We start from the raw sequence: 20,056 nt of genomic DNA on the forward strand, positions 1-20,056 counted from the left end.
GAGCCGCACGAGCCGCACGAGCCGCACGAGCCGCACGAGCCGCACGAGCCGCACGAGCCGCACGAGCCGCACGAGCCGGAGGTACGCGTGGCGGAACACTCCGCCCCGACACCTTCGCCTTTCGGGCCCCGGCGCCCCGCAGCGTGCTCCGTGGATCGATCCGTGCCCGGCGAGCGACACCCCGCCATCCCGCACCCCGCCGATGCCGCATCCCGCAGCGTATTGCCCGACACGATCGCCGACACCACGGCGCTGGGCGTGCCCGCCCCGTACCCCCGCCCGGAAGTAGCCCCGGTGGCTGCCGGGACGCTGCCGCCGCCCATCGTCGTGCGCACGGCACCGGGACCTCTGCGTCCCGTGCGCTACGAACTGCACCGGGCCACCGGTGTGGCCAACGGCTATATCACCGCCCTCTGCGTACTCGTTTCCTCCGCACTCCTTTCCGTCTTCCTCGCAAGGAGCGGCCATACTCCGCAGCCATATCTGCTCGCCGCCTGGCCGAGGGAGCTGCCGCTGCCGCCGGCCGCGTTGGGAGCCGGGCTGTTGGGGGCCCTGTCCTTCGGGGATGAATTCCGGCACCCCGCGCTCGCCGTCGACCGCGGGACCGTGCCGCGCCGACTCGGGGTGCTTTCCGCCAAACTTCTCGTCGCCGCCGTGACGGCCGTGCTTTTCGCCGCCCTGGCCTTCGGCTGCGATGCCGCTCTTCTCCACCTTGTATACGGATTTCGACTCGCCGAGGTTCCCGTCGACTGGTCTTACCTGACCGTGAGTTGGCTCTCGTTTCTGGTGGGGTGCGCGTGGGCAGGGGTGCTTGCGGCCGGAGTCTTCCGCTCCACTGCGGCGGGGCTCGCCGTCGTACTTGCCGTGCCTCTGGTCGTCGTACCCGTGGTGCGCGCGGTCGTTGCGCGGCCTTCCGGGCCCGGAGCCGCGGGATTTGCCGGGTGGTTGCGGGTGTTCGCGCCGCAGCGGTGGCCGTTCGCCGCGCAGCCTTACGGGGCCCCGGGGATGCACGTGGCCGTGCAACCCGTGGATGTGGCACTGGTGTTGTCGTTGGCTGTGCTGCTCGGTGGGTATGTGTTTACGGAGCTACGCACCAGGGCCCGGTGATGGCCAATTTCATTCTCTTTTCTTGCTGATTCCTTTCGTTGCTGCGCGCAACACATCGGGCAATGCTCATTTCTTTCCGATAAGGCGTCAATTATCGCGGAGTGAGCGATCACCCTTTCGTGTGCTTTTCACCAAAGACCTCAAGGCAGTTCGGAGTGACGCCGACAAAGGATCCGTGAGTACCCTTGCGCACACCATGATGACCACCGCCCGCTCCTCGGACTCCGGCTTCGTCGGACCGGGCGAACTCGACAGCTATCCCTATGCGGAGGCCCCCGGAGGCGACCGCGTCGGCGGCGCACCCACTTGGGAGGGCACGGAGAGCGAACTCGGCCGTGTGGGGCGGCGCGCCGCCGGAAGCCGTGGCCGCGGACTGCACGGCCAACTCGTCCAGCAGCTCGGCCAGATGATCGTCTCCGGCGACCTGGGCGCCGACCGCCCCCTCGTCCCGGAGGAGATCGGTCATCGCTTCGAGGTCTCCCGCACCGTCGTCCGCGAGTCGCTGCGCGTCCTCGAGGCCAAGGGCCTGGTCAGCGCCCGGCCCAACGTCGGCACACGCGTCCGCCCCGTGAGCGACTGGAACCTGCTCGACCCCGACATCATCGAATGGCGGGCCTTCGGGCCGCAGCGGGACGATCAGCGGCGAGAGCTCAGTGAGCTGCGCTGGACCATCGAGCCGCTCGCCGCGCGCCTCGCCGCCGGGCACGGCAGGGAGGACATCCAGCAGCGGATCGGCGACATGGTCGAGATCATGGGCCACGCCCTGGGCCAGGCGGACACCATCACCTTCTCCCGGGCCGACGCCGAGTTCCACTCCCTGCTCATCCAGGTCGCCGGCAACCGCATGCTGGAGCATCTCTCCGGGATCGTGTCCGCCGCCCTCCAGGTGTCCGGCGGCCCCGTAACGGGCTGTGACCGGCCGAACGAGACGGCCCTCGGCCTGCACGCCCGGATCGCCGAGTCCCTCGCCTCCGGCGACGGTGCCGCCGCCGAGACCGCCATGCGCCAACTGCTCACCGTCCACCCGGAGGTGGAGCGCGTCGTCCCTGCTCCCCGCGAGCACTGAGGCCCGTGCGACACCACGGCAGGACGAGCCATGCGGCATGACCCCCGCGCCCTACAGCGCGACCTCGGACCCGCGTGCCCGCCACCCCCGACGCGGCACGCGCTGGCCGGGCCTGTGCCGGGACCTGACCGGGATCCGGCACGGGCCCGGTGACACGCCGGTGAGGCCGGCACCATGGGCGGCACCCTGATGCGGCCGTCGTATCAGGGCCCCGGGTGACCTTGCCGGTCCCCGATCGCCCGAACGTGTCTCTGCCGGCCCGCCCATCCCCCGAACGGCCCATCAAGCCGACCCTCGGTCGTTCTCCAGGCGCACTTGTACCCATTTGTGTGCTTACGCGGTGTGACTCGGGCCACGCGGATTGGGCGTAACGCTCCTCGGGACTCTGCGATGACCTAAGAGGTGGCAGTCGAGGAGGGAATACAGCGGCCGATGGCGGCGCTGTCCATCTCCCCGGCCCGCTCGCGCCGTCGGCTCATTCCCAAGCCGGCGGACGTCGGTTCCGGTCCTCCAGTGGACGGGGCCGGAAGCCGTTTTCCAACGTTCCGAGAGGTTGTTCGTGTCGGCCAGCACATCCCGTACGCTCCCGCCGGAGATCGCCGAGTCCGTTTCTGTCATGGCGCTCATCGAGCGGGGAAAGGCTGAGGGGCAGATCGCCGGCGATGACGTGCGTCGGGCCTTCGAAGCTGACCAGATTCCGGCCACTCAGTGGAAGAACGTACTGCGCAGCCTCAACCAGATCCTCGAGGAAGAGGGTGTGACGCTGATGGTCAGTGCTGCGGAACCCAAGCGCACCCGGAAGAGCGTCGCAGCGAAGAGCCCGGTCAAGCGCACCGCCACGAAGACAGTGGCGGCCAAGACGGCGACCGTCAAGAAGACCACCACCGCCGCGGCCACTGCCCCGGAGACGTCGGTCGTCGACGTGCCCGCCGAAGACGCGGGCTCCGCCAGGAAGGCGGCGGCCAAGAAGACGGCGGCCAAGAAGGCCACCGCGAAGAAGACCGTCGCCAAGAAGGCGACGGCGAAGAAGACCACCGCGAAGAAGGACCCGGAGGAGGTCCTCGACGAGGAGGCCACCGAGGACACCCCCGGCACCGGCAAGCCCGGTGCCGAGGAGCCCGCCGAGGAGGGCAACCAGGGCTTCGTGCTCTCCGACGAGGACGAGGACGACGCGCCCGCGCAGCAGGTCGCCGCCGCCGGAGCCACCGCGGACCCGGTCAAGGACTACCTGAAGCAGATCGGCAAGGTCCCCCTCCTCAACGCCGAGCAGGAGGTCGAGCTCGCCAAGCGCATCGAGGCCGGTCTCTTCGCGGAGGACAAGCTCGCCAACGCCGACAAGCTCGCGCCCAAGCTCAAGCGCGAACTGGAGATCATCGCCGAGGACGGCCGGCGGGCCAAGAACCACCTCCTGGAAGCCAACCTCCGCCTGGTGGTCTCGCTCGCCAAGCGGTACACCGGCCGAGGAATGCTCTTCCTGGACCTCATCCAGGAAGGCAACCTGGGTCTCATCCGCGCGGTGGAGAAGTTCGACTACACCAAGGGCTACAAGTTCTCCACCTACGCCACTTGGTGGATCCGCCAGGCGATCACCCGTGCCATGGCCGACCAGGCCCGCACCATCCGGATCCCGGTGCACATGGTCGAGGTCATCAACAAGCTCGCCAGGGTGCAGCGCCAGATGCTCCAGGACCTGGGCCGTGAGCCCACTCCGGAGGAGCTCGCCAAGGAACTCGACATGACCCCGGAGAAGGTCATCGAGGTCCAGAAGTACGGTCGCGAGCCGATCTCCCTGCACACTCCCCTCGGTGAGGACGGCGACAGCGAGTTCGGTGACCTCATCGAGGACTCCGAGGCGGTCGTCCCGGCGGACGCGGTCAGTTTCACCCTCCTCCAGGAGCAGTTGCACTCCGTCCTCGACACGCTCTCCGAGCGGGAGGCGGGCGTCGTCTCCATGCGCTTCGGTCTCACCGATGGCCAGCCGAAGACCCTCGACGAGATCGGCAAGGTCTACGGCGTCACTCGCGAGCGAATCCGCCAGATCGAGTCCAAGACGATGTCGAAGCTCCGCCATCCGTCTCGCTCGCAGGTGCTCCGCGACTACCTCGACTAGTCCTCTGGCCCTCGGTTCCGCACCTCCTCCGGGACGCTGCCAGGCCCCCCTGGGAGCGCTCCGGCAGGCAGGATCCGTCGTCAGGCAAGGGGCCCGGTTCCCACAGGAACCGGGCCCCTTGCGTGCGCTCGGATGCGGTCGTCCCACCCAAGGGTGACTCTGGGTGTGTACCTGCCACTCCGAGTGAGGAGAACGCATGCACCGGCACACCTTGGGAGCACTGTCCACAACGTTCACCCTGGGGACGGCCGCAGCGCTCCTGCCCGCTGTGTCGCCGCCCGCCGTACGGGCCGACAGCGTCGTCATAGGCGGTCACCCGGTGCGGCTGGCGGACTCTCCCTGGATGGTCGCCCTCTCCAGCCGTGACCGGTTCGGCGCAACGAGATCCGGACAGTTCTGCGGCGGCGCGGTGGTCGCCCGGACGACGGTCCTGACGGCCGCGCACTGCCTCGGCACGCAGACGCTGGGGGTACCGCTTGACGACGTACAGGACCTGAAGGTCATCGCGGGTCGTGAGGACCTGACTACCGGGACGGGGCAGGAGATCCCGGTGCGTGAGGTGACCGTCGACCCGTCCTACGACAGCGGCACCAACGCGGCGGATGTGGCCGCACTCACGCTCTCCTCAGCGCTCCCGGAGAGTTCCGTGCTCCCCACGGCCCCCGAAGGCGACAGCGCGTACCAGGCGGGCACGCAGGCCACCGTGTACGGCTGGGGGGACACCACGGGCGCCATGGAGCTCTCCAGCGGCCTGCGAGCGGCAGAGGTCCAGGTGCTGCCCGACAGCGCCTGTGAGGCGGCATACCCGGGCGGCACGGCGGGCACCTACCTCGCCGGCACCATGCTCTGCGCGGGGGACGCGGAAGGCGGCAGGGATGCCTGCCAGGGGGACAGCGGGGGCCCGCTGGTCGCCCGCGAGCACCTCATAGGGCTGGTCTCCTGGGGGAGCGGCTGCGGCCGCGCGGGGCGCCCCGGCGTCTACACGCGGATCTCCGCGGTCCTGGCGGACAGTGACACGCCGGGTGGCGATACGCCAGGACGGTGACCCAGGCCACCCCGGCCTGGTGTGTGATGCGGGCCGTGGGCCGAGGTGTGCCCGGCAGCGGCGGCCGGCCACGGATCGAGTCGGCCGCGGCCGGGTCCCCGGACCCTACGCGCCGCGAGAACACCGCACGCGGCGCGAGGCTGTGGTCCGCTCCCCGGGTCTCGGAGCCGGGACCGTCGGCACCGGCGAAGCCGGCCGGTCAGGGGCCCTGTGTGGAGGCGCTTGCGGGCCCTGCGTGAAGGTGTTGAAGGTCGCTGTGGGGGAAGAGCCGTGGCGCGAGCCGGGAAACGGACGGCCACCTCCGGGGAACCAGAGGTGGCCGTGCGTAACCGGCCTGATGCCGGGCTGCTCGTCGTCGATGCGATGTGGTCAGCGCTCTTCTTCGGTGGCTGACTGCGGAACGGCCGTCAGCCGCTCCGTCTCGTCCTGTATCTCAGCGGCGATCTTCTTGAGTTCCGGCTCGAACTTGCGGCCGTGGTGGGCGCAGAAGAGCAGTTCGCCGCCGCTTGTCAGGACAACGCGCACGTAGGCCTGGGCTCCGCAGCGGTCGCAGCGGTCGGCGGCCGTCAGCGGGCTCGCGGGGGTCAGAACAGTAGTCACGTCGCCTCTTCTCTAGCTCGACGAGCTGTCGTACCAGGTCAACATCCAACCAGCCCCAAACGTTCCCGCTCGTGGCATTTCCTCGAAGATTTCTCTTCGGGGTGGTTGTCTGCTGGCGGTTGGCGGCGAATGTGCCGTATTGCGTGTCTTTGCGGCTTACGGGTTCGCACTCTGTGTCAGTTCAATCCTCCCGGCTGGCTTGCCGGTGTTCATGAGGACGTGCCCGGAGCCTAAATGGTTCATGCCTCGAAGGGAACGTGATGTACACGTCACCCCATCGAGCGATCGAACTGATATGCGACCCTTGGGCTACTGTAAGAGGGGGCGTGGGTGGCGTTACAACGGCCCTACCAGGCATCGGTACCCTCAGACCGGTGACCGAAGCCGGCCCACCATCCATCAGGGACCGACAGAAATTCAGCGAGGAGCGAACCGCGTGACCGCCGAGACGTCCGTGCCGTCCACAGCGCTGCTGACCGGAGCAGGCGGCATCGTGGACAGGGACAGTTCCAACTACACCGCGCGGCACCTGCTCGTCCTCGAGGGGCTCGAAGCCGTTCGCAAGCGGCCGGGCATGTACATCGGCTCGACGGACAGCCGCGGCCTGATGCACTGCCTCTGGGAGATCATCGACAACTCGGTCGACGAGGCCCTGGGGGGCTACTGCGACCACATCGACGTCATCCTGCACGACGACGGCTCAGTGGAGGTCCGGGACAACGGCCGCGGCATCCCCGTGGACGTCGAGCCCAAGACGGGCCTGTCCGGCATCGAGGTCGTCATGACCAAGCTGCACGCGGGCGGCAAGTTCGGCGGCGGCTCCTACGCGGCGTCCGGCGGCCTGCACGGTGTCGGCGCCTCCGTGGTGAACGCCCTGTCCGCCCGGCTGGACGTGGAGGTCGACCGCGGCGGGCGCACCCACGAGATCAGCTTCCGGCGCGGTGTCCCCGGCGCGTTCGCCAAGGAGGGGCCGAACGCCCCCTTCGAGCCCCAGAGCGGCCTGCGCAGGACAAAGAAGATCGCCAAGGCGCGCTCCGGTACCCGCGTGCGGTACTGGGCCGACCGCCAGGTCTTCCTCAAGGACGCCAGGCTCTCCCTGGAGACGCTCCACCAGCGCGCCCGCCAGACCGCCTTCCTGGTGCCGGGCCTGACCATCGTCGTGCGGGACGAGTACGGCCTCGGCGAGGGCGGCAGCAAGGGCGAGGAGTCCTTCCGCTTCGACGGCGGCATCAGCGAGTTCTGCGAGTACCTGGCAGCGGACAAGCCCGTGTGCGACGTCCTGCGGCTGACCGGGCACGGGACCTTCAAGGAGACCGTCCCGGTCCTGGACGACCACGGGCAGATGACGCCCACCGAGGTCACCCGCGACCTGGCCGTCGACATCGCCCTGCGCTGGGGCACCGGCTACGACACCACCGTCAGATCGTTCGTGAACATCATCGCCACCCCCAAGGGAGGCACCCACGTCTCCGGCTTCGAGCGCTCCGTCACGCGGACGGTCAACGAGGTGCTCAGGTCGCAGAAGCTGCTGCGCGTCGCCGAGGACGACATCGTCAAGGACGACGCCCTGGAGGGGCTGACCGCGGTCGTCACGGTGCGTCTGGCCGAGCCGCAGTTCGAAGGCCAGACCAAGGAGGTGCTCGGCACCTCGGCGGCCAACCGGATCGTGGCCAACGTCGTCGCCAAGGAGCTCAAGGCATTCCTGACCTCCACCAAGCGCGACGCCAAGGCACAGGCGCGTGCCGTCCTCGAGAAGGCCGTCGCGGCCGCCCGCACCCGCATCGCCGCCCGGCAGCACAAGGAGGCACAGCGGCGGAAGACCGCCCTGGAGTCGTCGTCGCTGCCCGCGAAGCTGGCCGACTGCCGCAGCGACGACGTCGAGCGCAGCGAGCTGTTCATCGTCGAGGGGGACTCGGCGCTCGGTACCGCGAAACTGGCCAGGAACTCCGAGTTCCAGGCCCTGCTGCCGATCCGCGGCAAGATCCTCAACGTCCAGAAGTCGTCCGTCTCGGACATGCTGAAGAACGTCGAGTGCGGCGCGATCATCCAGGTCATAGGAGCGGGGTCCGGCCGGACCTTCGACATCGACGCCGCCCGCTACGGCAAGATCATCCTGCTGGTGGACGCAGATGTGGACGGCGCGCACATCCGGTGCCTGCTCCTGACGCTCTTCCAGCGCTACATGCGGCCCATGGTGGAAGCGGGCCGCGTCTTCGCCGCCGTACCGCCCCTGCACCGCATCGAGCTCTCCCAGCCCAAGAAGAACCAGGACAAGTACGTGTACACGTACTCGGACCGTGAGCTGCGTGAAACCCTGCTGGACTTCCAGCGGGAGGGCGTGCGGTACAAGGACTCCATCCAGCGGTACAAGGGCCTGGGCGAGATGGACGCGGACCAACTGGCCGAGACCACGATGGACCCGCGCCACAGGACCCTGCGCCGGATCAACATCTCGGATCTGGACTCCGCGGAGCAGGTCTTCGACCTGCTGATGGGCAATGAAGTGGCACCCCGCAAGGAGTTCATCACCGGTTCGGCGGCGACGCTGGACCGCTCGCGTATCGACGCCTGAGCGGTGCGTGCCGGCCTCGGGTCGGCCCCGCCCGGACACCGGTGACCCGCCTCGCCAGGGCACCTGGCGAGGCGGGTCACCGGCGCGTCAGGCATGCCCGGGCCTGCCGCATGAGGCGGGATCCGGGCCCGAGCCAGGTTGCCGTGTGGGACCGGTCGCCCCGCGGGCAAGTGCCACCGTGCCAAGGGCACCGGGCACGCTCCTCGCATCACCGTGGCGCCCGTGAGCCCGCATACGGCCTCGTGCCGCCTTCAGATGTCCCCTGCCTCCACCGACCGGTCCGAAGACTCCACCCGGGGGTGGAGTGTTCTGATCCACCCGGAGTCCACCTCCACTCCGATCCTTTGACCAGGCCCTTTTCCGTAGCGTCATAGGCGTTGCCCAGCCCCGTCACTGCCTCGCATGCTTGCTGCGAGGCAGCGGCGGTGGACCGGGCTTTCCCTCGCCGTTCAGTCCTACGGAGGCTTCGATGTCCGGGCTCGTCGATGTTGCGGTGGCCGTCGCCGTTGTCGCGCTGATCGTGGTGCGCCAGGTCAGGCCCCAGCCGCTGTCCGGCGGCAGGCGCTGGTGGCTGGTGCCCGCGGTGCTGATCTGTCTCGCGCTGCGCGAGCCGGGGATCCTGGACGCAAGGCACCAGGTCGCCTCCGGGATCCTCCTCGCCGTCGAGCTGCTGGTCGGCGTGGTGATGGGCGCCGCATGGGCATGGACCAGCCGGGTCTGGACCGAGCCGGACGGCTCCGTCTGGACCCGGGGCACCAAGGCGACCGTCGCCGCTTGGATCGGCGGCATAGTCGTCCGTGTCGGTCTCGCGGGTCTGGGCGCGCTCATGGGGATACACCAGGGGACCGGTGCGCTGCTCCTCGCCCTCGCCGTCTCGCTGCTGGTGCGCTCCGCCACGCTGACCTGGCGTGCCCAGCAGGCGCCCCGTACCCCCGAGGGAGTGACGGCGTACCGTGGCGGCGTGCGCAGTGCGTCGTGGAAGGACCCGGTGTGACAGCGAACGCCTGGACGCGATGGCCCTCCCGGGAGGCACTGTCCCGCACGGGGCTCACCAGAGCGCGCCGCCTACTGGCCGGTGGCATGCGGGCCATCGCCTTCGGGATCCTGGTCTGGAGCGCGACAGCCCGGCAGGGGTTGAACGGCTGGCAGACGGCGCTGGCGCTGGTGGGGGTGTGCTGCTGCGGGGCGGTCGTGTGGGGCGCCTTCCGGACCACCCTGGAACACCGGTTGTGGCCGTCGATGGGCCTGCTCACCGTGCTGGTGGGCATGGGGTGGGTCGCCGAGCAGACCGGATTCCGTGTCCCGGCGCTCGTCCTGTGGTGCGGCTGCGTCGTCACCGCGGTGGAGCGGACGCCGCTCGTCGCCGCACTGCCCTTCTCGGCACTGTCCCTCACCGGCTTCGGCCTGTACAACGGCGACACCGGCATGACCAATGTGCTCATCGGCGCCGGCATGGTGCTCGCCGGTTATGTGCTGCGCCTGGACGCCGAGGCCAGGGGCAGTGCGCAGCGGCTCCTGGCGCAGGAAAGGGCGGCGCGGAAGGCCGAGGGCGAGTCGGCCGCGCTGGCCGAGCGTGCCCGTATCGCGCGCGAGATCCACGACGTGCTGGCACACAGCCTCTCGGCACAGTTGGTCCACCTGGAAGCGGCCCGCCTGCTCATCGAGCGCGGCGCGCCCCGCGAGCAGATCCTCGAGCGGGTGGTGGGCGCACGGAGGATGGCCCGGGACGGCCTGGCGGAGACGCGCCAGGCACTGTCCGCGCTCCGCGGTGAGATATCACCGCTGGAGGACTTCCTGAGGGAGCTGGTGTCCGCCGGCACGGCCGCCGAGGTCACGGTCACCGGGGACAGACGGCCGCTGCCCGCCGAGGCCTCGCAGGCCGTCCGCCGTGTCGCACAGGAGGCCCTGACAAACGCGCGCAAACACGCCCCGGGCGCCAAGGTCGCCGTCCACCTCTCCTACGGAAAGGACGACATCACCCTGGCCGTGAAGGACTCCGGCGGCACACCGGGTGAGCTCGCGGGCTCCGGCGGCGGATACGGTCTGCGCGGGATGAAGGAGCGCGCGGAACTGCTCGGCGGCACGCTGGCGGCAGGGCCGTACGAGGAGGGGTTCGCGGTGACCTTGAAGGTGCCCGCATGACGGCCGGGGCCACCGGTACGACGGCACGTGTGATCGTGGCGGACGACCAGACCGTGGTGCGCGAGGGGATTGTGATGCTGCTGGGTCTCCTGCCGGGGATCGAGGTCGTCGGAGCGGCGGGGGACGGCGACGAGGCCGTGAGGCTGGTGGAGGAGCTGGCCCCGGACGTTGTGCTGATGGACCTGCGGATGCCTCGCTGCGACGGTGTGGAGGCGACCCGGCGCATCAGGGCCGAGTACCCCGACACGGAGGTGGTGGTGCTCACCACGTATGTCGACGACGAGTCGCTCTTCCCGGCGCTCAAGGCGGGCGCCCGTGGCTACCTCACCAAGGACGCGGGGGGTGATGAGATCGTGCGCGCGGTGCACAGCGTGCTTTCCGGGGACGCCGGACTCGCACCGGCGATCCAGCGCAGGCTCCTGGAGAAGCTCTCTCAGCCCGAGCCGTCCGTGCCGGCTCCGGAGCCGCCGGACGGCCTGACGGCACGCGAGACCGAAGTGCTGGTACTGATCGCGGAGGGACTGACCAACCAGGAGATCGCACGCCGACTGCACGTGTCCACGGCCACGGTGAAGACGCACATCAACAACCTGTTCGCCAAGACCGGTCTCAAGGACCGGGCCGGGGCCGTCCGGTACGCCTATGCGCATGGTCTGGCACAGCCTCCGGGAAGGACGGTCACCTGATGGAGTGAAATCGAGGGGCGCCGCAGGCGGGCTCTAGCTGGGTGCGGGTGCAGGTGCAGGTGCGTGCTGTGTGTGGGCGGGAGTGTGGGTGCGCCGACTGCTGACGGGGGCGGCCATGAGCGTGGGTCCGGGGTGAGACCACGGACCCGAATCTCATGGAGCGGTGGTGCCGTCTGGAATGGTGATGCCGCCGGCCGGCGCGGCTGCGGACTCCTCCAGCGCCTCGGGGAGGACGACGGTGAACTCCGCGCCGCCGTGCGGGGCCTCGCCGACCGTGGCCGTGCCGCCCTGGCGTTCCGCGAGCCTGCGGACCAGCGCCAGGCCGATGCCTCGTTTGCCGTGTGCGGAGGCCGGTTTGGTGGACCAGCCCTCGGTGAAGATCAGCTCCCTCTGACTGGCCGGGACCCCGGGCCCGGTGTCGCCGACCCGCAGGAGAACCGCGTGGCCCTGCACCCGCAGTTCGACCTCGACGCGCGCGTCGTGGGTGCCGGCGGCGGCGTCCAGAGCGTTGTCGACGAGGTTGCCGACGATGGTCACCAGCCCTCGTGCGTCGACCAGCCGGTCGGACAGCGAGGTGAGCGGTGACAGGGCCAGGGTCACGCCGTGTTCGGCGGCGACCGTGGCCTTGCCGAGCAGCAGTGCGGCCAGCAGCGGGTCGCGGACCCGGGTCGTGATCTGCTCGGCGGTGACCCGGTGGGCGCCGGCCACCTCCCCGATGAACTCCAGGGCGTCGTCGTACATCTGTAGTTCCAGGAGGCCGAGCAGGGTGTGCATGCGGTTGGCGTGCTCGTGGTCCTGGGCGCGCAGGGCGTCGATCAGGCCGCGGGTGGAGTCGAGTTCGCGGCCGAGCTGTTCCAGCTCGGTGCGGTCGCGCAGGGTGGCCACCGCGCCGCGGTCGTCGGTCGGCATCCGGTTGGCGACGAGCACCCGCTGCCCGCGCACGGTGAGCAGATCCGTGCCGGTGACGCGGCCGGTGAGGACATCAGTGGTGCGGCCGGGGCCGAGGACCGTGTCCAGGGGGTGCCCGACGGCGTCCGGGCCGATGCCCAGCAGGCGTTGGGCCTCGTCGTTGAGCAGTCGTATCCGGTCGTTCCGGTCGAGTGCGACCACGCCCTCCCGGATGCCGTGCAGCATGGCCTCGCGTTCCGCGAGCAGAGCCGCTATGTCGGAGAAGGCGAGGTCGCGGGTGCGGCGCTGCACCCGCCAGGAGATCAGGATCGAGGCTGCGGCACCGGCGGCCAACGCACCTCCGGCATAGGCGAGGAGCCCGGGAATCGCGTGGATGAGCCGGGCGCGCACACCGTGGTACTCGATGCCCACGGAGACGGCGCCCACGATGGTGCCGTGCGCGTCGCGCAGCGGCACCTTGCCGCGTGCCGAGCGGCCCAGGGTGCCGCTGTCGATCTGCATGATCTCCCGTCCCGAGAGCGGCACGCTGGGATCGGTCGAGACGACCTCGCCGATCCGGTCGGCATCGGTGTGGGACCAGCGGACCCCGCCCCTGTTCATGATCACGACGTACTCGGCGCCACTGGCCCGGCGGATGCGTTCCGCCCGGCTCTGCACGGGGCCGTCGGGCGTGGGCGCCGTGGTCTGCAGGTCCCGGACCAGGCCCGGCTCGGCCGCCGTGGTCTGGGCGATGGCGAGGGCCCGGCGCATCGCCTCGTCGTCGAGTTGGTCACCGAGCGGCGCCAAGAAGAGGCCGGTGGCGAGGACGGCGACTCCGGCGGCTACGGCCAGTTGCATCAGCAGCACCTGCGAGAAGACGCGCCGGGGCAGCCCCAGACGCAGCCGTCGGGCTGTGCGGGTCGTGCTCATGCGTAGGAACGGTACGGGGCGGGTGCGGCGGGTCGCAGCTCCGGCCCTCAGGCAGCATCCGGCGCCCGGGGCCGGCGCCGTGTCCGCCGCGAGAGGGCACTGCCCTCCGGCAGTGGACGACTCGGACAGGCGGACAGGCGGACAGGCGGACATGCGGACCATCCGACGTATTCGTGGTCGACGCCGAACGCAAGCACACCGGCGTCGGCCACGAAGGGGTGAACAACCGGCGGTGGGCGTGTACCTCCTGAGGGTGAGAGCGCCAGGGTCCGGCCGACCCGCCCGGCTGCCCCGGGGGTTCATTCTGGTGCGTCCGCCGCGGACGGCAGCGGCTGCGGGGGACGCGGGCCCGTGTACAGGCCGCTGGGGCGGATGCGGAGCGGAGGTTCCGTGTACTCCTCCAGGGCGTGGGCGATCCAGCCGGCCGTGCGTGCCACGGCGAAGACCGTCTCGCCCGCGGCGGCGGGCATGCCGGTGGAGGCGGTGAGGACCGCAAGGGCGAGGTCGACATTGGCGTGCAGCGGGACGTGCCGTGCCGTGGTGGCGACGACGTCGCGCGCAGCGGCCAGCGCGGGGGCCGCTTCGGGAACCTGCTCCAGGAGAGCGAACAGCGCCTGTGCGCGCGGGTCCTCGCCCGGGTAGAGCGGGTGCCCGAGCCCGGGGACACGGCGCCCGGCCCGTAGCTCGTCCGCGACCACGGGAGCGGCGCTGCCCTGGTCGAGGACCTCCAGCAGCATGCGGTGGGCCAGACCGCTCGCCGCACCGTGCAGGGGCCCTTCGAGGACACCGAGACCGGTGGAGACCACCGCGTAGGCGTGGGCGTGCGCCGAGGCGGCCACGCGGACGGCGACGGTCGAGGCGGCCAGATCGTGGTCGATGAGGAGGGTGAGAGCCGTGTCGAGCACGCGCAGCGCCGCCTCGTCCACGGGCCGTCCGGTCAGCCGGGCCCACAGCCGACGGGCCAGGGAACCCTCGTCGCGGTGGCTCCGCGACACCGGCGGCAGGGCCGCGACCAGCGTGGGGATGAGGGTCCGGGCCGTGCCCAGCACCGCACGCTCGGAGAGGTCGAAGCGGAGCGGGTCGGCGGTCGCCGCTGCCGCGGCGGCGACCCGCAAGCGGTCCGCGGGCCCGCTGATCTCGGGCAGGGCGCGCACGGCGCGGCGCGCCGCGGACACGGAGGCGTCCGGGGCGGTGAACCGCACGCCCGGCCTCAGCACGCCGGTCCACAGCCACTCCGCGACCTCCTCGTAGGAGTACCGCGTGGCCAGCTCCGTGGCGTCGACGCCGCGGAAGTAGTAGCGGTCCTGCTCGATCAGCGTGATGCGGGTGCGGACGGCCAGGTCGCCGCCGGAGCGCGCGGGCTGCCGCTCCCTCCTGTGCCGCCGGGCCAGTGACTCGACCTCCTGTGCGTCGAACGTGCTGCCGCGCCCGCCCTGGCCGCGGCGGCTGCCCAACTGGCCGCGGCTGACGTACGCGTACACCGTCTCCGGCTTCACGCCGAGGAGTTCCGCGGCCTCCTTGGTGGTGAGCCGCCGGTTCGGGTCGGGGGCGGGTGCGTGGTTCGTCATGAGCGTCACCGTATCCGTATCCGCCTGTGCCGCTGATTCATGTATTGATTCAATCAATATTGACAGCGGACAAGTCAAACATGGATCGTTTAATCAAGTCCAGGGAGGACGCAGAAGGAGATCACGATGCAGCCCACGACGCCCATCCAGTCGACGAACAGGGCGACCGCCCCCGTCGACGTGCCCCGAGGACTCGCTGGAGTAGTCGTCACCGAGACCGCGATCGGCGACGTACGGGGACGTGAGGGCTTCTACCACTATCGGCAGTACTCGGCCGTCGAGCTGGCGCGAACCCGTCGCTTCGAGGACGTCTGGTACCTCATGGCGCACGGTGAGCTGCCCGACGCCGCCCAGAGCGCCGCGTTCGCCCGGCGCACCGCCGCGCTGCGCCGGCTGCCCGACGACGTCGGCGCCGCACTTCCCGCGATCGCCGCGGCCGGCAACCGGTCGGGTCCGCTGGCCGGCCTGCGCACCGCGCTGTCGCTGTTCGGTGCCGCACAGGGCTGCCGGCCGGTCTACGACATCGACACCGAGCGGCGCCGCGCGGACGCCCTCGCCATCTGTGCGGTCGTCCCCACCCTGCTGACTGCCCTGCACCGGCTCGGGCGCGGCCTCGAACCCGTCGAGCCCCGCCCCGACCTGCCGTATGCGGCCAACTATCTCTACATGTTGACCGGTGGCGAGCCGGATCCTGTGAGGGCCCGTGCCATCGAGCAGTACTTGATATCCACCATTGACCATGGCTTCAACGCGTCAACGTTCACGGCACGTGTCATCGCGTCCACCGGCGCGGACGTGGCGGCCTGTCTCGTCGGTGCCGTGGGCGCCCTGTCGGGACCGCTGCACGGCGGAGCGCCGAGTCGTGCCCTGGACACGCTCGACGCCATCGGCACCCCCGACCGCATCGACGCCTGGATCCGTGCACGGGTCCTCGCGGGTGACCGCATCATGGGATTCGGACACCCCGTCTACCGCACGGAGGACCCCCGCTCGCGGATGCTGCGCGAGCTGGCAGAGCAGTTCGGCGGCCCCCTGGTGGACTTCGCCGTCCAGGTGGAGCGCCGGGTGGAGGCCATTCTCGCCGAGCTCAAACCGGGCCGGGACCTGCACACCAACGTGGAGTTCTACGCGGGCGTGGTCATGGAGCTGTGCGGCCTGCCCCGGGAGATGTTCACGCCGACCTTCGCAGCCGCACGCTGCGTCGGCTGGAGCGCCAACGTCCTGGAGCAGGCCGAGGATTCGAAGATCATCCGTCCCGCGGCCCGGTACGTGGGGGCGGTTCCGCCCGCGCCGGTGCCGCCGGTGCACGCCCCGGTGGCGTGAAGTAGGGCCTTGAGACGCGAGGTTCGCCCCGTCGCGTTCCGCACTCGTATCCTGGGGCCGTACCGCACCCCCCATGCGTCGTAGCGAGCGCGCGAGAGAGGCCGCACGTGACTGACCAGCAGATCCCTGTCGTCGTGCTCGCCGGCTTCCTCGGGTCCGGCAAGACCACCCTCCTCAACCACCTCCTGCACAGCAGCAGAGGCAGCCGTATCGCGGCCGTGGTCAATGACTTCGGCGCGATCGAGATCGACGCCATGGCCGTGGCCGGCCAGCTCGGGGACTCGACCGTCTCGCTCGGCAACGGCTGCCTGTGCTGTGCCGTGGACGTCAGCGAACTCGACGCGTACCTGGACCGGCTGACCGGGCCGGCCGCGGGCATCGACGTGATCGTCATCGAGGCGAGCGGCCTCGCCGAGCCCCGGGAGCTCGCGCGGATGGTGCTCGCCAGCGAGAACCCGCGGGTCGTCTACGGGGGGCTGGTGGAGGTCGTCGACGCCGCCGAGTTCGACGCCACCAGGGAGCGGCACCCCGAAATCGAGCGCCATCTGCGCATCGCCGACCTGGTGGTGCTGAACAAGACCGACCGAGTGGACGCGGCCGCCCGGGAGCAGACCCTCGGCGTGGTGCGCTCACTGACCGACCGCGCCGCCGTGGTGTGCGCCTCCTACGGGCGGATCGACCCCGAGCTGCTCTTCGACCGCAAGGCGGTCACCGAACGGGTGGGGCAACTGTCGTTCGACGACCTGCGGGCCCACGAGGGCCATGCGGACCACGAGCACCTCCACCTGGCCTACGACAGCGTCTCCTTCACCTCCGGCATGCCGATGGACCCGCGCAGGACCATGGCGTTCCTCGACAGCCGCCCCAAGGGCCTGTACCGCATCAAGGGCTACATCGACTTCGGTGCCGCCGATCCGGTCAACCGCTACGAGGTGCACGCCGTCGGACGCTTCCTGCGCTTCTCACCCGAACCCTGGTCCAGCGTGCCCGCCACCCCCGAGCCGCCGATGCCCGGTGCGTGGGCGTCCGAGCCGTGGGCCTCACTGCCCCTGCCGTCGGAGAACTGGGGCGTCGGTGGCGGCCGCTTCACCCGACTGGTGCTCATCGGTTCGGCCATCGACGGCGACGCCCTCCTCGAAGGGCTGGCCGCCTGCCGGATCACCACGTCCGGGGCGCAGGAGCCGCCCGACGAGCACGGTATGTGGGGCGTCCTGCGCTATGTGCGGCGCAGCGCGGACGAGGACGACCCGGCCGGCGCCGCGGACGCCGGGGGCACCGCGGACGTGGACAGAGGCGACGCGGCTGCGACGGACACCGATGGCGTCGGGGACACCGGGAGCACCGAGTATTCGGACGCGGGAGGCACGGGCCGCACACAGGCGCCGTGAACCGCTCCCGGGCGTGGCGCCCCCTGCCCGCGGGAGCCGTCCACGCCCGGCCCGCGGCAGGGGCCGCGCCCAGGACCCGCGGAGCCCTCTCCCGGTCTGGTGAGCGGCGCCCAGGTGCCCGCGCCGCCCACCCGCCGGTCCCCTAGGTGAGCGGCCCGGCCACCACCGCCACCGTCTTCTGCAGCGACACGCCCGAACCGTCGCGCCGCGGGTCGATCTCGGGAAGCTCGACCGGGGTGCCGTTCTTCTGCGCCGCGCGCGCCGGCGTGGGGCCTGCCCAGGCCAGGCGCAGGCAGTCCTCGCCCTTGAGGAACCGCTGGCAGCGCACCCCGCCCGTGGCACGTCCCTTGCGCGGGTACTGGTCGAAGGGCGTGACCTTCGCGGTCGTCTGGACCGAGTCGTCGAGTGTGCCGCGCGATCCGGCGACCGTGAACACCACCGCGTCCACCGACGGGTCCACGGCGGTGAAGGAGATCACCTTCGCCCCCTCGGTGAGCTTGATGCCCGCCATACCACCGGCGGGCCGCCCCTGCGGACGCACCTGGGACGCCGGGAAGCGCAGCAACTGGGCGTCGTCGGTGATGAAGATCAGATCTTCCTCGCCGGTGCGCAGCTCGGCCGCGCCGACGATGCGGTCGCCCTCCCGCAGGGAGATGACCTCCAACTCGTCCTTGTTCGCCGGGTAGTCGGGGACGACGCGCTTGACGACGCCGTGCTGGGTGCCGAGCGCGAGGCCGGGAGAGGACTCGTCCAGGGTGGTCAGGCACACCAGTTCCTCGTCCGCCTCCAGGGACAGGAACTCCGCGACGGGCGCGCCACCGGACAGGGTGGCGGCCGGCTCGGGCAACTGCGGCAGGTCGACCACCGCCAGCCTCAGCAGCCGCCCCGCCGAGGTGACCGCGCCCACCTCACCGCGGGCCGTCGCGGGCACGGAGGAGACGATGACGTCGTGCTTGGCACGCCTGCCCTCCGGGACGAACGGCCGGCCCGTCGCCGTACGGGCCAGCAGGCCGGTGGACGACAGCAGGACGTGGCAGGGATCGTCCGCGACCTGGAGGGGCACGGCGACCGCCGGGACGTCCGCGGACTCCAGCAGGACGGAACGCCGGTCGGTGCCGAACTTCTTGGCGACCGCGGAGAGTTCTGCCGAGACCAGCTTGCGCAGCTCGGCGTCGGAGTCCAGGATCCGGGTGAGCTCCTCGATCTCGGCCCTGAGCTTGTCGCGCTCCGACTCCAGCTCGATGCGGTCGAACTTGGTCAGGCGGCGCAGCGGGGTGTCCAGGATGTACTGGGTCTGGACCTCGCTCAGGGAGAAGCGGTCCATCAGGCGCTGCTTCGCCTGGGCGGAGTTCTCACTGGAACGGATGAGGCGGATGACCTCGTCGATGTCCACCAGGGCGACGAGGAGCCCCTCGACCAGGTGGAGCCGGTCGCGCTTCTTGCCGCGGCGGAACTCACTGCGGCGGCGGACCACGTCGAAGCGGTGGTCGAGGTAGACCTCCAGGAGTTCCTTGAGGCCCAGCGTCAGCGGCTGGCCGTCGACCAGCGCGACGTTGTTGATACCGAAGGACTCCTCCATGGGAGTCAGCTTGTAGAGCTGCTCCAGGACGGCCTCCGGGACGAAGCCGTTCTTGATCTCGATCACCAGGCGCAGGCCGTGGGCACGGTCCGTGAGGTCCTTGACGTCCGCGATGCCCTGCAGCTTCTTGGCGCCGACCAGGTCCTTGATCTTGGCGATCACCTTCTCGGGGCCCACCGCGAAGGGCAGCTCGGTCACGACCAGGCCCTTGCGGCGCGGCGTCACGTTCTCCACGGAGGCGGTCGCCCTGATCTTGAAGGTGCCGCGGCCCGACTCGTACGCGTCCCTGATGCCGGCGAGGCCGACGATCCGGCCGCCGGTGGGCAGGTCGGGGCCCGGGATGTACTTCATCAGGGTCTCCAGGTCGGCGCCCGGGTACCTGATCAGATGGCGGGCGGCCGCGACGACCTCGCGGAGATTGTGCGGCGGCATGTTCGTCGCCATGCCGACGGCGATTCCGGACGCGCCGTTGACCAGCAGGTTCGGGTAGGCGGCGGGGAGGACCGCCGGCTCCTGCTCCTGGCCGTCGTAGTTCGGGTTGAAGTCGACCGTGTCCTCGTCGATCGACTCCGTCATCAGCGAGGTGGCGTCCGCCATCCGGCATTCGGTGTACCGCATGGCGGCGGGCGGGTCGTCGTTGCCCAGCGAGCCGAAGTTGCCGTGGCCGTCCACCAGCGGCAGGCGCATGCTGAACGGCTGGGCCATGCGCACCAGGGCGTCGTAGATCGACGCGTCACCGTGGGGGTGCAGCTTTCCCATGACCTCGCCGACGACGCGGGCGCACTTCACATAGCCGCGGTCGGGGCGCAGGCCCATCTCGTTCATCTGGTAGACGATGCGGCGGTGCACCGGCTTCATGCCGTCCCGGGCGTCCGGCAGGGCGCGGGAGTAGATGACCGAGTAGGCGTACTCGAGGTAGGAGCCCTGCATCTCGTCGACGACGTCGATGTCGAGGATCCTCTCCTCGAACGGTTCGTCGGGCGGCGGTGTCTTCGTGCTGCGGCGGGCCATCGCTGCTGCGGCTCCTTCACAGGGCTGCCGGTACTGCCGGG

14 protein-coding genes are annotated in these 20,056 nt (G+C 70.6%); 10 read left to right on the forward strand and 4 right to left on the reverse strand.

Features of this window, described 5'->3' with window-relative positions:
- Positions 1-162 precede the first annotated feature (162 nt).
- From IE313_RS35755 to IE313_RS32360, 4 genes are all read left to right on the forward strand, one after another.
- Complete coding sequence (locus tag IE313_RS35755; protein WP_308439242.1) at positions 163-1,107, forward strand: hypothetical protein; 945 nt, start codon at positions 163-165, stop codon at positions 1,105-1,107.
- 175 nt (positions 1,108-1,282) lie between these two features.
- Positions 1,283-2,173, forward strand: a complete 891-nt coding sequence (locus tag IE313_RS32350; protein ID WP_189938576.1) for a FadR/GntR family transcriptional regulator — start codon at positions 1,283-1,285, stop codon at positions 2,171-2,173.
- Between the two features lie 553 nt (positions 2,174-2,726).
- On the forward strand, positions 2,727-4,283 hold the full coding sequence (locus tag IE313_RS32355; RefSeq protein WP_189938578.1) for an RNA polymerase sigma factor: 1,557 nt from the start codon (positions 2,727-2,729) through the stop codon (positions 4,281-4,283).
- A 196-nt stretch (positions 4,284-4,479) separates the two neighbouring features.
- A complete protein-coding gene (locus IE313_RS32360) occupies positions 4,480-5,328 on the forward strand; it encodes a S1 family serine peptidase (RefSeq protein ID WP_189938580.1) in 849 nt (282 codons plus the stop codon).
- Positions 5,329-5,697: 369 nt separating this feature from the next.
- On the opposite strand, the gene IE313_RS32365 is transcribed toward IE313_RS32360, so the two are convergent.
- Complete coding sequence (locus tag IE313_RS32365) at positions 5,698-5,928, reverse strand: DUF7455 domain-containing protein (protein ID WP_189938582.1); 231 nt, start codon at positions 5,926-5,928, stop codon at positions 5,698-5,700.
- 436 nt (positions 5,929-6,364) lie between these two features.
- Here IE313_RS32365 and IE313_RS32370 point away from each other — a divergent pair, with 436 nt between their 5' ends.
- The 4 genes from IE313_RS32370 to IE313_RS32385 all read left to right on the forward strand — a co-directional run bounded on the left by IE313_RS32370 (position 6,365) and on the right by IE313_RS32385 (position 11,328).
- Positions 6,365-8,500, forward strand: a complete 2,136-nt coding sequence (locus tag IE313_RS32370) for a DNA gyrase/topoisomerase IV subunit B (protein WP_189938584.1) — start codon at positions 6,365-6,367, stop codon at positions 8,498-8,500.
- Positions 8,501-8,969: 469 nt separating this feature from the next.
- The gene (locus IE313_RS32375; protein WP_189938586.1) at positions 8,970-9,494 is read left to right on the forward strand and encodes a CcdC protein domain-containing protein; all 525 of its coding nucleotides are present in this window, start codon (positions 8,970-8,972) and stop codon (positions 9,492-9,494) included.
- On the forward strand, positions 9,491-10,642 hold the full coding sequence (locus tag IE313_RS32380; protein WP_189938588.1) for a sensor histidine kinase: 1,152 nt from the start codon (positions 9,491-9,493) through the stop codon (positions 10,640-10,642). The genes IE313_RS32375 and IE313_RS32380 overlap by 4 nt, the downstream gene beginning before the upstream one ends.
- Positions 10,639-11,328: a response regulator transcription factor gene (locus IE313_RS32385; protein ID WP_189938590.1), complete on the forward strand. Its 690-nt coding sequence runs from the start codon at positions 10,639-10,641 to the stop codon at positions 11,326-11,328. The genes IE313_RS32380 and IE313_RS32385 overlap by 4 nt, the downstream gene beginning before the upstream one ends.
- A 153-nt stretch (positions 11,329-11,481) precedes the next feature.
- Here the strand turns inward: IE313_RS32385 and IE313_RS32390 are convergent, their stop codons facing one another.
- Positions 11,482-13,146: a sensor histidine kinase gene (locus IE313_RS32390; protein WP_189938591.1), complete on the reverse strand. Its 1,665-nt coding sequence runs from the start codon at positions 13,144-13,146 to the stop codon at positions 11,482-11,484.
- Positions 13,147-13,445: 299 nt separating this feature from the next.
- On the reverse strand, positions 13,446-14,714 hold the full coding sequence (locus IE313_RS32395; RefSeq protein WP_189938593.1) for a citrate synthase: 1,269 nt from the start codon (positions 14,712-14,714) through the stop codon (positions 13,446-13,448).
- Positions 14,715-14,840: 126 nt separating this feature from the next.
- On the opposite strand from IE313_RS32395, the gene IE313_RS32400 reads away from it, so the two are divergent.
- On the forward strand, positions 14,841-16,037 hold the full coding sequence (locus IE313_RS32400) for a citrate synthase/methylcitrate synthase (protein ID WP_189938595.1): 1,197 nt from the start codon (positions 14,841-14,843) through the stop codon (positions 16,035-16,037).
- Positions 16,038-16,144: 107 nt separating this feature from the next.
- Positions 16,145-17,425, forward strand: a complete 1,281-nt coding sequence (locus IE313_RS32405) for a CobW family GTP-binding protein (RefSeq protein ID WP_189938597.1) — start codon at positions 16,145-16,147, stop codon at positions 17,423-17,425.
- A 142-nt stretch (positions 17,426-17,567) separates the two neighbouring features.
- On the opposite strand, the gene IE313_RS32410 is transcribed toward IE313_RS32405, so the two are convergent.
- Positions 17,568-20,015 carry a DNA gyrase/topoisomerase IV subunit A gene (locus IE313_RS32410; protein WP_189938599.1) on the reverse strand — a complete coding sequence of 816 codons (2,448 nt, stop codon included), beginning with the start codon at positions 20,013-20,015 and terminating at the stop codon, positions 17,568-17,570.
- Positions 20,016-20,056: the final 41 nt, after the last annotated feature.

The sequence above is a fragment of the Streptomyces sulfonofaciens genome (genome assembly GCF_014656295.1).
Taxonomy (GTDB): domain Bacteria; phylum Actinomycetota; class Actinomycetes; order Streptomycetales; family Streptomycetaceae; genus Streptomyces; species Streptomyces sulfonofaciens.

What these genes read in the sequence shown, in the direction of transcription:
- IE313_RS32360 (WP_189938580.1), top strand. Translation starts at nt 4,480, where the DNA reads ATGCACCGGCACACCTTGGGAGCACTGTCCACAACGTTCACCCTGGGG.
- IE313_RS32400 (WP_189938595.1), top strand. Translation starts at nt 14,841, where the DNA reads ATGCAGCCCACGACGCCCATCCAGTCGACGAACAGGGCGACCGCCCCC.
- IE313_RS32385 (WP_189938590.1), top strand. Translation starts at nt 10,639, where the DNA reads ATGACGGCCGGGGCCACCGGTACGACGGCACGTGTGATCGTGGCGGAC.
- IE313_RS32390 (WP_189938591.1), bottom strand. Translation starts at nt 13,146, where the DNA reads ATGAGCACGACCCGCACAGCCCGACGGCTGCGTCTGGGGCTGCCCCGG.
- IE313_RS32395 (WP_189938593.1), bottom strand. Translation starts at nt 14,714, where the DNA reads ATGACGAACCACGCACCCGCCCCCGACCCGAACCGGCGGCTCACCACC.
- IE313_RS32375 (WP_189938586.1), top strand. Translation starts at nt 8,970, where the DNA reads ATGTCCGGGCTCGTCGATGTTGCGGTGGCCGTCGCCGTTGTCGCGCTG.
- IE313_RS32410 (WP_189938599.1), bottom strand. Translation starts at nt 20,015, where the DNA reads ATGGCCCGCCGCAGCACGAAGACACCGCCGCCCGACGAACCGTTCGAG.